Raw genomic sequence first — 15,715 nt, forward strand, 5'->3', positions numbered from 1 at the left:
TGGCGGCCGGGCCCTTCGTCTCAGCGCTGGTGATCAGCCGGCGATGTTGCCGGTGCGGTACTCGATCGCCTTGCTGCCGTACTTGTTGTCGTCGCCGTACTCGTAGATGCCGATCGTGGCGACGGCCGGGTCACCGGCGTCGTTGAACTCGACCGGGCCGCTGACGCCGTCGTAGTCGATGTCCTTGCCGGCCTTCAGCAGGTCGACGCACTCCTTGAAGCTCTTGCACTTCTCGCCGCCCTTGCTGACCTCGGCCAGCTTGGCGGCGATGTCGACACCCGCGTCGCTCTTGGCGGCCTCGGCGGCCAGCGCGATCAGGTTCGCCGCGTCGTAGGACTCGGGGGCGTAGCTGAAGTCCTCGAGCTCCTTGTCGACCTCGAGCAGCTTCTTCTGGAACTCCTCGGGAGCGGCCGCGCCGGGGATGGTGCCCTTGACGCCCTTGAGGGTGCCCTTGGGCATCTTCAGGTAGTTCGTGTTGGACGTGTTGCCGTCCACCATGTACCACTTGTGCTTGCTGGCCGGCAGGCCCTGCTTGACGAGCTCCTGGATGACCTTGGAGGTCTCCTCGAAGCCGATCAGGACGATGGCCTTGGGACTCTTGGCCTTGATCTTGGTGACCTCGGCCGAGAAGTCGGCGGCCTTCGGGTCGTAGTCCACCCGCTCGACCACTTCGGCGCCGCCGTCGGTGACGGTCTTCTGGACCTGGTCGGCCAGACCCGTGCCGTAGGAGTCCTGCATGGCGAAGATGGCGACCGTGTCGCTGCCGTCGGCCACGATCAGGTCACCGAGCACGCGACCCTGGAGCTTGTCCGGGGGCGCGGTGCGGAAGTACAGACCCTGGTCGTTCAGCGTGGTGAACTTGTCAGAGGTGTTGGCGGGCGAGAACTGCACCACGCCGGCACCCGTGATCTTGTCGACCACCGACTCCGACACCGAGGAGGAGGCGGCGCCGACGATCGCGTCGGCCTTCTGCGCCAGCAGCTTGTCCACCGACTGCGAGGCGATGTTGGTCGTCGTGTCGCCCGAGTCGGTGTCGATCTTGGCGACCGGCTTGCCCAGCACGCCGCCCGCCTCGTTGATCTCCTTGATGGCGAGATCGACACCCGCGAACTCGGGCGGGCCGAGGAACGCGAGGTTCCCGGTCTGGGGCAGCAGGGTCCCGATCGTCAGCGTACCGTCACCCTTCGTCGCGGCCGGGGCAGACGACGAGGCGGCGGGAGCGGCCGAGGACGGCGAGGTCTCCGAGGCGGTGTCACCGCCGCCACCGCCGCAGGCTGTCAGGGTCAGGCTGGTGGCAGCCAGGACAGCCAGCGCCCGCCCCACGGGAGCAATGCGGATCATGAAGTGTCTCCTTCATTTCCAGGCCGGGATTCGTCAGCAGGCCGAGCGTTCCCGATCGAATGTTGGAAACGTACAAAACCGCCGCATGCCGGAACCAGATGCGCCGAACAACTGTCGGCACTTGGATGCGGAGTCGTAATCAGTCCTCAACTTACGAAGCTGGTCAGGCGTGTTTAGGTGCGGCAGGTGAAGCGCATTACGCTCTCCCTCGCTCTGGCGGTCTCCCTGACCGCCTGCGGCTCCCCGGCGCGACCCGACACCACACCTCCCCCCGGGGTGTCGGTGTCGCTGGGCCAGTGGCGGTCCGACGAGCCGGCGCACCGGCTGCAGATCGCGGTCCGTAACACCACGGACACGCCCGTCCACTTCGCCGACGTGCAGCTCGTCACGCCGTCGTTCAAGACTTTGGCGCCGGCCAGGGCCGACACCACGCTCGGCCGTACGGAACGGACGGACCTGCCTGCCCCGTACGGCGCCGCCAACTGCCCGCCCCAGGGGCTCCCCCAGGTGCGGCCGGCGACCGTCGTGGCGCGGCTCAGCACCGGCGGCGGCCCGCTGCGCACGGTCGTCTTCCCGCTGCCGCACCCGGACCCGCTGCTGGCCAGGCTGCTGCGCGACGAGTGCTCGGAGTTCCTGATCAAGCAGGTCGCCGAGCTCGCGTTCGGCCCGGAGTGGACGGAGTCGGACGGGACCATGCGCGGCAGCGTCGTGGTCACGCGGCGCGGCGCCGGCAAGGTGACGCTGACCGACATGGGCGGCACGACCCACTACATCGTCACACCGGAGCACCGGCCGCTGGGGACGCTGGAGCCGGGCGCGTCGCGGCTGGAGGTGCGGGTGACCCTCTCGCCCGGCCGCTGCGACCCGCACGCCTTCGCCGAGGCCAAGAAGGCGTTCCTGTTCCCCGTGCGGGCCTCGCTCGACGGTGGCGAGGCCCGCGTGATCATCGTGGTGCCGCCCGAGCCGCTGCAGGAGCGTCTCACGCGGTGGGCGCGCGAGACGTGCGGCCTGGGCGGCGGCTCGTAACCGTCAGCCGGCGATGTTGCCGGTGCGGTACTCCTCGGCCTTGCCCGGGTACTTGTTGTCGTCGCCGTACTGGTAGACGCCGATGGTGGCCACGGCGGGGTCGCCGTTGTCGTCGAACTCGATCGGTCCGCTGAGACCGTCGTAGTCGATGTCCTTGCCCGCCTTCAGCAGCTCGGCGCACTCCTTGAAGCTCTTGCACTTCTCGCCGCCCTTGCTGACCTCGGCCAGCTTGGCGGCGATGGAGCGGCCGCTGTCGTCCTTGGCTGCCTCGGCGGCCAGGGCGATGAGGACGGCGGCGTCGTACGACTCCGCGGCGTAGGTGTAGTCCTCCAGCTCCTTGTCGACCGTGAGGAGCCGCTCCCGGAACGCGTCCGGGGCCTCGGCGCCGGGGATGGTGCCCTTGACGCCCTTGAGGGTGCCCTTGGGCATCTTCAGGTAGTTGGTGTTCGACATGTTGCCGTCCACCATGTACCACTTGTGCTTGTCGGCCGTCAGGCCCTGCTTGACGAGCTCCTGGACGACCTTGGAGGTCTCCTCGAAGCCGATCAGGACGATGGCCTTGGGCCCCTTGGCCTTGATCTTGGCGACCTCGGCCGAGAAGTCGGCGGCCTTCGGGTCGTAGTCCACCCGCTCGACGACCGTCGCGCCGCCCTCCTCGGCGGTCTTGGCGATCTGGTCGGCGAGGCCCGAGCCGTAGGAGTCCTGCATGGCGAGGATGCCCACGGTGTCGCTGCCGTCGGCCACGACGAGGTCGCCGAGCACGCGGCCCTGGAGCTTGTCCGGGGGCGCGGTGCGGAAGTACAGGCCGTTGTCGTTGATCGTGGTGAACTTGTCGGAGGTGTTGGCGGGCGAGAACTGCACCACGCCCGCGCCGGTGATCTTGTCGATGATCGACTCCGACACCGAGGACGACGCGGCGCCGATGATGGCGTCGGCCTTCTGGCCCAGCAGCTTGTCCACCGACTGCGAGGCGATGTTCGTGGTGGTGTCGCCGGAGTCGGTGTGGATCGCCGTCACCGGCTTGCCGAGCACGCCACCGGCCTCGTTGATCTCCTTGACGGCCAGATCCACCGCGGCGAACTCGGGCGGGCCGAGGAAGGCGAGTGAACCGGTCTGCGGCAGCACGGTGCCGAGCGTCAGCGTGCCGTCGCCCTGTGCGGCGGCCGGCGCCGAGGACGCCGGCGCGGACGAGGACGCGGTCTGCTGGGACGCGGCGGTGTCGTCGGCGCCGCCGCCGCCACAAGCCGTCAGGGCCAGGCTCGCCGCGGCCGCGACGGCCAGGACGCGGCCTGCTGGAGCGATGCGGATCATGTAAAGGTACTCCCTGTATGCGCCGGCGGGGTTTGTCCCCCGTTGACGTTTTGCAAGCTCAGCATGCCCGGATTGGGCGCTTCGCGCAGTTTTCACGCGGCTTTTATGCAGAGTTGTGATGTCCGAAACGTTGCAACCGGGGACGGCCGGAAGTCGGGAGTTCCCTTTCGGCTCCTGTCAGGCGTGACTCGCGGGCTCCGCGGTTCAGCGCTTCTCGGCGTCGTCGATGACGATCTGGGCGACCTCGCGCATGCTCAGCCGCCGGTCCATCGACGCCTTCTGGATCCACCGGAACGCCTGCGGCTCGGTCCAGCCGTGCTGCGCCATGAGCTGGCCCTTGGCCCGCTCCACCAGCTTCCTGGTCTCCAGGCGCTCGGACAGGCTGGAGACCTCGGCGCTCAGCGCCACCATCTCCTCGTGCCTGCTGACCGCCATCTCGATGGCCGGCACCAGGTCGGCCTTGGTGAAGGGCTTGACCAGGTAGGCCATCGCGCCCGCGTCGCGGGCCCGCTCGACCAGGTCGCGCTGGGAGAAGGCGGTCAGGATCAGGCACGGCGCGATGCGCTCGGAGACGATGCGCTCGGCCGCGGAGATGCCGTCGAGCACCGGCATCTTGACGTCGAGGATCACCAGGTCGGGTTTCAGCTCGGCGGCCAGCCGGATCGCCTGCTCGCCGTCGCCGGCCTCGCCCACGACGACGTAGCCGTCCTCCTGGAGCATCTCCTTGAGGTCGAGGCGGATCAGGGCCTCGTCTTCCGCGATCACTACTCGCCGCTGCGTACTCACGAGCAGAAGAGTACCGACGTCCGGTAGATTAGATCCACGCTGGCACCCCTGCTGCTGATCAACTTGTGGCGGTAGGATGTACCGTCGATCCGGACAAGTCCGGATTTTTCGGCCGGAATGATGGAATGGCAGACATGGACGCCTCAAAAGCGTCTGCTCGAAAGGGCGTGCGGGTTCGAATCCCGCTTCCGGCACCCTCCCCGGGCCAGCCCCTCACCCGGGCACCACGCCTACCCCAGACGCGACTGCCCTGACCCGCCCACCCCTGATTCGCGGCGGCGTGCGGCGGGAATAGCCGTTGCACGAACGATCAGCACGGGGGTGGGCGACATGTCGTTGAGCGTGGCGGCACGGGAGGAGTTCCTGGCGGAGGCGCACATCGCGAGCCTGGCCGTCGAGGCGGGCGAGGGCCGGGCGCCGCTGACGGTCCCCGTCTGGTACGACTACGTCCCCGGAGGCGACGTCCGCTTCCTGACCGACGGCGAGTCGGTCAAGGCCAAGCTCATCGCGAAGGCGGGCCGCTTCTCCCTCCTGGTGCAGCGCGGCAGCCCCACCTACCGCTACGTCTCCGTCGAGGGCCCGATCGTGCTGTCCAGCCCGTCCACGCTGGAGGACCTGACCCGCATCTCGGCCCGCTACCTGCCGCCCGAAGCCGTGACGGGCTACGTGCACGGCTCCGACCTGCACGCGCTGGTGACGTTCCGGATGCGGCCCGAGCGCTGGCTCGCGGCCGACCTGGGGGCGCTCGCCTGAGGCGGCTCCGCCCCGCGGCCCGCCCAACCGGTATTTTTGGCCCTGTGACTGCTATCGATCCCACCTCGACCGGCGCCCACGGCGTCGGCCTCGCGACCATCGCCGCCGACGGCACCGTACTCGACACCTGGTTCCCCTCCCCCGCGCTGGGCGAGGCGCCGTTCTCGGGCACCGAGCGGCTGTCCGACGACGAGGCCGGCGAACTGGCCTCGCTGACGGGCCCCGACCCGGCGCGCGGCGTGGAGGTGGTGGCGGTGCGCACCGGCATCGCCAAGCTCTCCGAGGCCCCGGCCGACGCCCACGACGTCTACCTGCGCCTGCACCTGCTGTCCGGCCGCCTGATCCGGCCGCACGGGGCCAACCTGGACGGCATCTTCGGCCTGCTGGCCAACGTCGTGTGGACCAACTACGGCCCGTGCCCGGTGCCGGACTTCGAGCGGACCCGGCTGCGGCTGCGCGCCCGTGGCCCGGTCACGGTGTACGGGGTGGACAAGTTTCCGCGCATGGTCGACTACGTGCTGCCGTCCGGGGTGCGCGTCGCCGACGCCGACCGCGTCCGCCTCGGCGCCCACCTGGCGAGCGGCACCACGGTCATGCACGAGGGCTTCGTCAACTACAACGCCGGCACTTTGGGCTCGTCGATGGTCGAGGGCCGGATCTCGGCCGGCGTCGTCGTCGGCGACGGCTCCGATGTCGGCGGCGGCGCCTCGATCATGGGCACGCTGTCGGGCGGCGGCAAGCACGTCATCTCCGTCGGCGAGCGCTGCCTGCTGGGCGCGAACGCCGGCATCGGCATCTCGCTCGGCGACGACTGCGTGGTCGAGGCCGGCCTCTACGTGACGGCGGGCACCAAGGTCGCCCTCCCGGACGGGAAGGTCGTCAAGGCGGCCGAGCTGTCGGGCGCCGACGGCATCCTGCTGCGCCGCAACTCGCGGACGGGCGCGGTCGAGGCGGTGCCGCGCACGGGCACCGGCATCGAGCTCAACGCCGCCCTGCACGCCAACTGAGCGCCCCGGCGCCCCGGCTCGCGCTGTGGCGGGGCCGGGGCTGCGCCGTACGGGGTCAGTTGGCGTGCGAGACGGCCGAGCCGATGGTGTGGACGCGCAGGGCGTTGGTGGAGCCGGGGGTGCCGGGAGGCGACCCCGCCACGATGACCACCTTGTCGCCCTTCTCCAGCCGCCCCAGCGACAGCAGCGACGCCTCGACCTGCCGCACCATGTCGTCGGTGTGGTGCACGAACGGCACGTGGAAGGTCTCCACCCCCCACGTCAGCGAGAGCTGGCCGCGCACGTGCGGCGCCGAGGTGAAGGCGAGCAGCGGGATCGGCGAGCGGTAGCGGGCCAGCCGCCGCGCCGTCTCGCCGGACATGGTGAACGCCACCAGCGCCTTGGCGCCCACGATCGCGCCGACCTCGGCCGCGGCCCGCGCGATGGCGCCGCCCGTGGTCTCGGGCATGCGCTCCAGCGTGTGGGTGGCGTGCAGGGACGACTTCTCGGCGGCGCAGGCGATGCGGTCCATCGTGGAGACGGACTCGATCGGGTAGTTGCCGACAGACGTCTCGCCGGACAGCATGACCGCGTCGGCGCCGTCCATGACGGCGTAGGCCACGTCGGAGGCCTCGGCCCTGGTCGGGCGGGGCGCGTTCATCATGGAGTCGAGCATCTGCGTGGCGACGATGACCGGGCGGGCCTTCTCGCGGCACAGCTCGATGATGCGCCGCTGCACGATCGGCACCTGCTCCAGCGGCAGCTCCACGCCGAGGTCGCCGCGGGCGACCATGATGCCGTCGAACGCCTCGACGATCTCGGGCAGCCGGTCGACGGCCTGCGGCTTCTCGATCTTGGCGAGCAGCGGCAGGCGCACGGCCTCCTGCTCCATGATGTTGCGCACCACGTCGGCGTCGGACGGGCGGCGCACGAACGACAGGGCGATCATGTCGAAGCCGGTGCGCAGCGCCCAGCGCAGGTCGGATTCGTCCTTGTCGGTGAGCGCGGGCGCGCTGACGTTGACGCCGGGCAGGTTGAGGCCCTTGTTGTCGGAGATCATGCCGCCGATGACGACGCGGGTGATGATGCGGTCGCCGTCGACCCTGGTCGCCTCCAGCACGAGCCGGCCGTCGTCGACGAGGATCGTGTCGCCGGGCCGCACGTCCTTCGGCAGGCCCTTGTAGGTCGTGGAGACCTGCTCGCGGTCGCCGGGGACGTCCTCGGTGGTGATGGCGAAGACGTCGCCGAAGCCCAGCCGGACCGGGCCCTCCTCGAACGTGCCGACGCGGATCTTGGGGCCCTGCAGGTCGGCGAGCACGCCTACACCGCGGCCGAGGTCGGCCGCCACCCGCCTCACCCGGTCGTAGACCTCCCGGTGCAGATCGTGGTTTCCGTGGCTGAGGTTGAACCGGGCCACGTCCATCCCCGCGGCGATGAGCTCACGGAGACGCTCCTCGGAGGAGGTGGCCGGACCTAGGGTGCAGACGATTTTCGCGCGACGAGTCACGAGTCCTACCTTAATTGGTACAGACCACTTGGCAGTCACCGACGACGGAGAAGGTAGCCCGCGAAGGAGAACAGCACGAGAACGGCGGCCCCAGAAAGCGTCAAGTTCGTGTGCCGCTCCGGTTCAACGACGCCTTCAATGTACTGGCCGCCGAGGCCCGGAGGCGGCAGCCCGCGCCGCGGATCACGGCTCGAAGGTGACGGCCTTCCAGGCGTCCACCAGGCCGTGGCCGTAGAAGCCGTTGTCGGCCGTGTCGCCCTCGCAGACGTGCGTCTGGGACTGGCCGTAGATCTGGTAGACGTGCTGGCGGGGGGTCGGGCAGGGTTTGGGGTCGGCGCTCGCGTAGAGCAGCTTCTCGACGGTGGCCGGGTCGAGCGTCAGGCCGCCGCCGGGCGCGGGCTTGCCGAAGCGGCTCACGAGCAGGGCGGCGACGCCGGTCGCGTGCGGGGCGGCCATCGAGGTGCCGTCGAGATACTGGTAGTAGGAGCAGGCGCCGCGGGTGCAGTCGCGTACGACGTCGGCGCCCTTGGGAGCGCCGTCGGCGCCGATGCGGCCGGCGGCGCGCAGCGCGCGCCCGGGGGCGGCGGCCAGGATGGAGCGGGTGGCCTTGGCGCCCTTGCCGTCCGTGGTGTCGCCGCCCGGCGCGGCCACGTCGGTCTGCTCGACCCCGTAGTCGCTGTAGACGGCCTTGCGCCCGGACGGGCCGAGCGCGGAGACGGAGATGACGCCGTCGGACTCGGCGGGCACGTTGAGGCAGGTGTTGTCCACCTTGCGGACCTTCTCGCTGCCCTCCGGGTAGCCGGGGCTCTTGTCGTCGACCGCGGGACGTCCGAGGTCGGTGGAGCCGTTGCCGAGCGCCGAGACGATCGTGACGCCCTTCTTGCGGGCGTAGTCGATGGCGCGCTGCATGCCGGTGACGATGGCCTGCTGCTCCAGCTGCTCCTTGCGGGTGTCGGCCGGGTTGCGGGCGCAGTTGTACAGCCAGGGATCGACGTAGTAGCTGAGGTTGGCCACGTCCACGCCGATGTCGCCGGCGTAGGCGAGCGCGTCGAGGCTCGGCTTGAGGAAGAAGAAACCGGAGTCCTGGCCGGCCCGTACGTTGACCAGCCGCACGCCGGGCGCGACGCCGGCGATGCCGATGCCGTTGATCGGGGAGGCGATCGTGCTGGCCACGTGGGTGCCGTGGCCGTCGTCGTCCTGGTCCACGGGGTCCTTGCAGCCGGCCACCTCGCAGGGGCCGTCGAGGGTCTCGCCGTTCTCGTCCTTGGGCTTGTCGGTGACGAAGTTGCGGCTGAGCTCGCGGTCGAAGTTGGGGGCGATGTCGGGGTGCTTGCCGTCGATGCCGGTGTCGATGACGGCGACCAGCACGTCCTTGCTGCCGGGGTTCTTGGCGTTGGCGCGGTCGGCGCCGATCATGCGCATGTCCCACTGGCGGCCGGCGAGCGGCTCGCCCGCCGCGCGCCCGCTCTTGAGCACCCCCGCGTCGGGGAAGGAGCGGACGGGCTCGGCGGTGGCGTGGCCGATGCTGCGGTCCTGGGAGACGCCGGCGACGGCGGCGTCGCCGCCCACGGCCTCGGCGAAGCCGTCGCGGCCGCCCTTGGCCAGGATGTAGCCGAGCCTGGTGTCCTCGCTCACCTTGGCGCCGCCGGCGCGCGTGACGGCGTCCAGGGCCTGCCGCTGCCGGCCTTCGGCGTAGAAGACCAGGTAGTCGGCCTGCGGGCCGCCGGCCTGCGCCTGAGAGCTCTGGGGGCGCTGCTGGGCGGGGGTGGCGGGGGCGCAGGCGGCGAGCCCGAGGAGGGCCAGTGCCGTCATCCCTGAGGCGACTCGCCGCATCGTTCCCTCCATCCGCCCGCCTCTCGAAGAATGCTCATCTTTCCGACAGTCAACCGTCGATGCCACCAACTAGCCAAATTAGGGCTACACGCGACGGAGCGGGCTCCCCGGAGGGAGCCCGCTCCGCGAGGCGGTGGAACCGCGGTCAGACCAGCGGGCGCGCGGTCGGCAGGATCGGGTACGGCAGCGCCGTCTCCCCGCTCAGGTAGCGGTCGACGCCGGAGGCGGCGGCGCGGCCCTCGGCGATCGCCCACACGATGAGCGACTGCCCGCGGCCCATGTCGCCAGCCACGAAGACGCCGTCCACCTTGGACATGTACGTCTTGTCGCGAGCGACGTTGCCCCGCCTGTCGAAGAAGTCGTCACCGCCGGCGACCTCGGCGAGGTCGGTCAGCAGCCCGCCCTTCTCCGGCCCGAGGAAGCCCATGGACAGCGTGACCAGCTCGGCGGGGATCTCCCGCTCGGTGCCGGGGATCGGCTTGAAACCGGCCTGCGGCCCCTCGACCTCGACCAGGCGCAGCGCCCGCACGTTGCCGTCGGCGTCGCCGACGAACTCCGTGGTGGAGACCGCGTACACGCGCTCTCCGCCGCGGTCGGCGAGCTCCTCGTGGGCGCTCTCCATCTTGAACAGGATCGGGAAGGTGGGCCACGGCTGCCCGGCCGGCCGCTCCCGCGGCGGGACCGGCATGATCTCCAGCTGGGTGACCGACGCCGCGCCCTGCCTGATCGCGGTGCCGATGCAGTCGGCGCCGGTGTCGCCGCCGCCGATCACCACCACGTGCTTGCCCTCGGCCGAGACGGGCGAGACCGCGTAGTCGCCCTCCTGGACCTTGTTGGACAGCGGGAGGTACTCCATCGCCTGGTAGACGCCCTTGAGCTCGCGCCCGGGCACCGGCAGGTCGCGCCACTGGGTGGCGCCGCCGGACAGCACCACGGCGTCGAACTGCTCGCGCAGCTCGGCCGCGGTGATGTCCACGCCGACGTTCACGCCGGTGCGGAACTCGGTGCCCTCCGCCCGCATCTGCTCCAGGCGGCGCTCGATGTGGCGCTTCTCCATCTTGAACTCGGGGATGCCGTAGCGCAGCAGGCCGCCGACGCGGTCGGCGCGCTCGAACACCACCACGTCGTGCCCGGCCCGGGTGAGCTGCTGGGCGGCGGCGAGGCCCGCGGGCCCGGAGCCGACGACCGCGACCCGCTTGCCGGTCCGCGCCGCCGGGGGCCGCGGGGTGACCCAGCCCTCGGCGAACGCCCGGTCGATGATCTCGACCTCGACCCGCTTGATCGCCACCGGGTCCGCGTTGATGCCGAGCACGCACGCCGCCTCGCACGGAGCCGGGCAGAGCCTGCCGGTGAACTCGGGGAAGTTGTTGGTGGCGTGCAGCCGCTCGATGGCCTCCCGCCAGTCGGTGCGGTGGACGAGGTCGTTCCACTCGGGGATGAGGTTGCCGAGCGGGCAGCCGTTGTGACAGAACGGGATGCCGCAGTCCATGCAGCGGGACGCCTGCTTGGTCAGCTTCTCCTGGGAGAAGTCTTCATAGACCTCGCGCCAGTCGCTGATGCGGACGTCCACGGGGCGGCGCGCAGGCAGCTCCCGGTCGTGCGTGAGGAAACCCTTCGGGTCAGCCATTCGGTACGCCTCCCTTAACCCTGAACCGCGGCGGCCATGACCGCCTCGTCGACGTTCCTGCCTTCGATGCGGGCGGCCTCGGCGGCGGCCAGCACCCGCTTGTAGTCGGTCGGCATGATCTTGCCGAACCTGCCGAGCGCCGCCTCCCAGTCGGCCAGCAGCTCCTTGGCCACCGGCGAGCCGGTCTCCGCGAAGTGCTTCTCGACGACCTCCTTGAGGAACTCGGCGTCCGCCGCGGACAGCTCCTCGACCGCGACCATCTCGCGGTTGACCCGCTCCGGCTTGAGGTCCAGCAGGTAGGCGATGCCGCCCGACATGCCGGCCGCGAAGTTGCGCCCGGTCGGGCCGAGCACGACGGCCCGGCCGCCGGTCATGTACTCGCAGCCGTGGTCGCCCACGCCTTCGACGACGGCCGTGGCGCCGGAGTTGCGCACGCAGAACCGCTCGCCGACGACGCCGCGGATGAACACCTCGCCGGACGTCGCCCCGTAGAGCGCGACGTTGCCGGCGATGATGTCGCCGTCCAGCGGGGCCTCCTCGTGCGGCCGGAGGGTGATCCGGCCGCCGGACAGGCCCTTGCCGAGGTAGTCGTTGGCGTCGCCGGTCAGCCGGAGCGTGATCCCGCGCGGCATGAAGGCGCCGAAGGAGTTGCCCGCCGAGCCGGTGAAGCCAATGTCGATCGTGTTGTCGGGCAGGCCCTGGCCGCCGTAGCGCTTGGTGACCTGGTAGCCGAGCATGGTGCCGACCGTGCGGTTGACGTTGCGGATGGGCAGCTCCAGCGTGACCGGGGTGCCGTTGTCGAGCGCGCCCTCCGCGAGCTGGATCAGGGTGTTGTCCAGCGCGTGCGCCAGACCGTGGTCCTGGCCGATGACCCGGCGCAGCGGCGTGCCCGCGGGCAGCTCCGGCCGGTGCAGGATCGGCGACAGGTCCAGGCCGCTCGCCTTCCAGTGCTCCTCGGCGGCCGTGGTGTCGAGCAGCTCGACGTGCCCGATCGCCTCGTCGAGCGAGCGGAAACCCAGCTCGGCCAGGTATTCGCGGATCTCCTCGGCGATGAACTCGAAGAAGTTGACCACGAACTCCGGCTTGCCGGAGAAGCGCTTGCGCAGCTCGGGGTTCTGCGTGGCGACGCCCACGGGGCAGGTGTCGAGGTGGCAGACCCGCATCATGACGCAGCCGCTGACGACGAGGGGCGCGGTGGCGAAGCCGTACTCCTCGGCGCCGAGCAGCGCGGCGATGACGACGTCGCGGCCGGTCTTGAGCTGGCCGTCGACCTGGACCACGATGCGGTCGCGCAGGTCGTTGAGCAGCAGCGTCTGCTGGGTCTCGGCAAGGCCGAGCTCCCACGGCGCGCCGGCGTGCTTCAGCGACGTCAGCGGGGACGCGCCGGTGCCGCCGTCGTGGCCGGAGATGAGCACCACGTCGGCGTGCGCCTTGGACACGCCCGCCGCCACCGTGCCGACGCCGACCTCGGCCACCAGCTTCACGTGGACCCGCGCCTCCGGGTTGGAGTTCTTCAGGTCGTGGATGAGCTGGGCGAGGTCCTCGATCGAGTAGATGTCGTGGTGCGGCGGCGGCGAGATGAGGCCGACGCCGGGCGTGGAGTGCCGGGTCTTGGCGATCCACGGGTAGACCTTGTGGCCGGGGAGCTGGCCGCCCTCGCCGGGCTTGGCGCCCTGGGCCATCTTGATCTGCAGGTCGTCGGCGTTGACCAGGTATTCGCTGGTGACGCCGAAGCGGCCGGAGGCCACCTGCTTGATCGCCGAGCGGCGGGCCGGGTCGTAGAGCCGCTCGGGGTCCTCGCCGCCCTCGCCGGTGTTGGACTTGCCGCCCAGCCGGTTCATGGCGATGGCGAGGGTCTCGTGCGCCTCCATGGAGATGGAGCCGTACGACATCGCGCCGGTGGAGAAGCGCTTGACGATCTCCGAGACCGGCTCGACCTCCTCGATCGGGATCGGCCGGCCCTTGCGCAGCTTGAACAGGCCGCGCAGCGTCATCAGCCGCTCGGCCTGGGAGTCCACGAGGTTCGTGTACTCCTTGAAGATCTCGTAGCGGCGCGTCCTGGTGGCGTGCTGCAGCTTGAAGACCGTCTCGGGGTTGAACAGGTGGGGCTCGCCCTCGCGCCGCCACTGGTATTCACCGCCGACCTGGAGCCTGCGGTGGGCGTTCTCGGCCCGCGGGTAGGCGTGGCGGTGCCGCTGCGCGACCTCCTCGGCCAGCACGTCGAAGCCGACGCCGCCGAGGCGCGAGGTGGTGCCGGTGAAGCAGGAGTCGATGACCTCCTGGCTCAGGCCGAGCGCCTCGAAGATCTGCGCGCCGGTGTAGGAGGCCACGGTGGACACGCCCATCTTGGACATGACCTTGATGACGCCCTTGCCGTAGGCCTTGATGAGGTTGCGTACGGCCTTGTGCTTGTCGAGCGGCAGGGCGCCGGTGTCGACGAGGTCCTCGACGGTCTCGATCGCGAGGTAGGGGTTGATCGCGCCCGCGCCGTAGCCGATGAGCAGCGCCATGTGGTGGCACTCGCGGGCCTCGCCGGTCTCCACGACCAGGCCGATCTTGGTGCGGGTCTTCTCCTGGATCAGGTGGTGGTGCACCGCGCCGGTCAGCAGCAGCGACGGGATCGGGGCGAGGGCGTCGGACGAGCCGCGGTCGGTCAGCACGAGGATGCGCGCGCCGTCGGCGATCGCCTGGGACGCCTCGGCCCGGATCTCCTCCAGGCGGCGCAGCAGGGCCTGGCCGCCGCCGGCGACCTCGTACAGGCCGCTGATGACGCGCGGCTGGAAGCCGGGCAGGTCGTGCTCGTCGTTGATGTGGATGATCTTGGCGAGCTCGTCGTTGTCGATCACCGGGTACGGCAGCACGAGCTGCCGGCACGAGGCCGGGCCCGGGTCGAGCAGGTTGCCCTCGGGGCCGATGGTGCTGGCCAGCGAGGTGACCAGCTCCTCGCGGATGGCGTCCAGCGGCGGGTTGGTGACCTGGGCGAACAGCTGCGTGAAGTAGTCGAACAGCAGCCGCGGCTTCTCGCTCAGGACCGCCACCGGCGTGTCGGTGCCCATGGAGCCGATCGGCTCCTGGCCCGCCTTCGCCATCGGCGCCAGGATGATGCGCAGCTCCTCCTCGGTGTAGCCGAAGGTCTGCTGCCGCTTGACCAGCGCCTCGTGGGTGATGGTCTCGCGCTCGCGGGACGGCAGCTCCTCGAAGCGGACCAGGCCGGCGTGCAGCCAGTCGGCGTAGGGGAGCTCGGCGGCCAGCTCGGCCTTGATCTCGTCGTCCTCGATGATCTTGCCGCGGGCGGTGTCGATGAGGAACATCCGGCCGGGCTGCAGGCGGCCCTTGCGTACGACGTCCTCGGGCCTGATGTCGAGCACGCCGGCCTCGGAGGCCAGCACGACCAGGCCGTCCGCGGTCACCCAGAAGCGGCCGGGGCGCAGGCCGTTGCGGTCGAGCACGGCGCCGGCGAGGGTGCCGTCGGTGAAGGTGATCGAGGCGGGGCCGTCCCAGGCCTCCATCATCGAGGAGTGGAACTCGTAGAAGGCCCGGCGGGCCGGGTCCATCTCGGTGTGGTTCTCCCACGCCTCCGGGATCATCATGAGGACCGCGTGCGGCAGGCTCCGCCCGCCGAGGTGCAGCAGCTCCAGGGCCTCGTCGAAGCTCGCGGTGTCGCTGCCGTCGGGGTCGCAGATCGGGAACAGGCGGGAGATGTCGCCCGGGATGTGCGGGGAGGCCAGCATCGCCTCGCGGGCGCGCATCCAGTTGCGGTTGCCCTTGACCGTGTTGATCTCGCCGTTGTGGGCGATGTAGCGGTAGGGGTGGGCGAGCGGCCAGCTCGGGAACGTGTTGGTGGAGAAACGCGAGTGCACCAGGGCGATCGCGCTCTCGTAGCGCTCGTCGGACAGGTCGGGGAAGAACGGCTCGACCTGGTCGGGGGTGAGCATCCCCTTGTAGACGATCGTGCGCGCCGACAGCGAGGGGAAGTAGACGTCCGCCTCGTGCTCGGCCCGCTTGCGCAGGCAGAACGCCAGCCGGTCCAGCTCCAGCCCCTCAAGGCCCTCGGGGCTCGCGACGAACAGCTGGGCGAAGTGCGGCATGACCGCGCGGGCGCTCGGGCCGGGGAGCGCACGGTCGACCGGCGTCTCACGCCAGCCGAGGACGGTCAGGCCCTCCTCCCCCGCGATCTCCTCGATCAGCCGTACGGCGACGCCGCGGGCCTCCTCGTCGGCCGGCAGGAAGGCCATGCCGACGGCGTACGCGCCGGCGGCGGGCAGGGTGAACGGCACCACGGCCCGGAAGAACGCATCGGGGATCTGCGTGAGGATGCCGGCGCCGTCGCCGGTGTCGGGCTCGCTACCCTTGGCCCCCCGATGGTCAAGATTGCACAGTGCCGTCAGCGCCTTGACCACGATCCCGTGTCCCCGGCGTCCCGCGACGTCGGCAACCATGGCGACACCGCAGGCGTCGTGCTCGTTGGCGGGGTGGTAGAGGCCCTGGGGCTCGGGGAACCCGAGGTGGGCAGCAGGCATGTAGTCCCTCCCGTCGTCTTCGTCT

10 protein-coding genes and 1 tRNA gene are annotated in these 15,715 nt (G+C 70.6%); 4 read left to right on the forward strand and 7 right to left on the reverse strand.

What is annotated here, in order from left to right; genetic code table 11:
- Positions 1-33: 33 nt before the first annotated feature.
- Positions 34-1,341: an ABC transporter substrate-binding protein gene (locus SMD20_RS14065; protein WP_329580245.1), complete on the reverse strand. Its 1,308-nt coding sequence runs from the start codon at positions 1,339-1,341 to the stop codon at positions 34-36.
- 186 nt (positions 1,342-1,527) lie between these two features.
- Here SMD20_RS14065 and SMD20_RS14070 point away from each other — a divergent pair, with 186 nt between their 5' ends.
- Positions 1,528-2,367: a hypothetical protein gene (locus SMD20_RS14070; protein ID WP_329580248.1), complete on the forward strand. Its 840-nt coding sequence runs from the start codon at positions 1,528-1,530 to the stop codon at positions 2,365-2,367.
- A gap of 3 nt (positions 2,368-2,370) precedes the next feature.
- Here the strand turns inward: SMD20_RS14070 and SMD20_RS14075 are convergent, their stop codons facing one another.
- On the reverse strand, positions 2,371-3,678 hold the full coding sequence (locus tag SMD20_RS14075) for an ABC transporter substrate-binding protein (RefSeq protein WP_329580251.1): 1,308 nt from the start codon (positions 3,676-3,678) through the stop codon (positions 2,371-2,373).
- A gap of 204 nt (positions 3,679-3,882) precedes the next feature.
- Complete coding sequence (locus SMD20_RS14080; RefSeq protein ID WP_157383121.1) at positions 3,883-4,464, reverse strand: ANTAR domain-containing response regulator; 582 nt, start codon at positions 4,462-4,464, stop codon at positions 3,883-3,885.
- A gap of 111 nt (positions 4,465-4,575) precedes the next feature.
- Between SMD20_RS14080 and SMD20_RS14085 the strand changes: the two genes are divergently transcribed.
- From SMD20_RS14085 to dapD, 3 genes are all read left to right on the forward strand, one after another.
- Positions 4,576-4,658: transfer RNA gene (locus SMD20_RS14085), tRNA-Leu, on the forward strand.
- 136 nt (positions 4,659-4,794) lie between these two features.
- Positions 4,795-5,217 carry a pyridoxamine 5'-phosphate oxidase family protein gene (locus tag SMD20_RS14090; RefSeq protein WP_329580257.1) on the forward strand — a complete coding sequence of 141 codons (423 nt, stop codon included), beginning with the start codon at positions 4,795-4,797 and terminating at the stop codon, positions 5,215-5,217.
- Positions 5,218-5,261: 44 nt separating this feature from the next.
- A complete protein-coding gene (gene dapD, locus SMD20_RS14095; protein ID WP_329580260.1) occupies positions 5,262-6,224 on the forward strand; it encodes a 2,3,4,5-tetrahydropyridine-2,6-dicarboxylate N-succinyltransferase in 963 nt (320 codons plus the stop codon).
- A 55-nt stretch (positions 6,225-6,279) separates the two neighbouring features.
- On the opposite strand, the gene pyk is transcribed toward dapD, so the two are convergent.
- The 4 genes from pyk to gltB form a co-directional block, all read right to left on the reverse strand.
- Entirely contained in the window at positions 6,280-7,710 is a 1,431-nt protein-coding gene (gene pyk, locus SMD20_RS14100; RefSeq protein ID WP_329580263.1) for a pyruvate kinase, read from the reverse strand.
- Between the two features lie 183 nt (positions 7,711-7,893).
- Positions 7,894-9,543 (reverse strand): S8 family peptidase, encoded by a 1,650-nt coding sequence (locus tag SMD20_RS14105; RefSeq protein WP_329580266.1) that lies wholly within the window; start codon positions 9,541-9,543, stop codon positions 7,894-7,896.
- Between the two features lie 145 nt (positions 9,544-9,688).
- Positions 9,689-11,170 carry a glutamate synthase subunit beta gene (locus SMD20_RS14110; RefSeq protein WP_329580269.1) on the reverse strand — a complete coding sequence of 494 codons (1,482 nt, stop codon included), beginning with the start codon at positions 11,168-11,170 and terminating at the stop codon, positions 9,689-9,691.
- 14 nt (positions 11,171-11,184) lie between these two features.
- Positions 11,185-15,690, reverse strand: coding sequence for a glutamate synthase large subunit (gene gltB, locus SMD20_RS14115; protein WP_329580272.1), 4,506 nt, complete (start codon positions 15,688-15,690; stop codon positions 11,185-11,187).
- Positions 15,691-15,715 lie beyond the last annotated feature (25 nt).

Source organism: Nonomuraea sp. LP-02 (genome assembly GCF_036289125.1).
Lineage (GTDB): Bacteria > Actinomycetota > Actinomycetes > Streptosporangiales > Streptosporangiaceae > Nonomuraea > Nonomuraea bangladeshensis.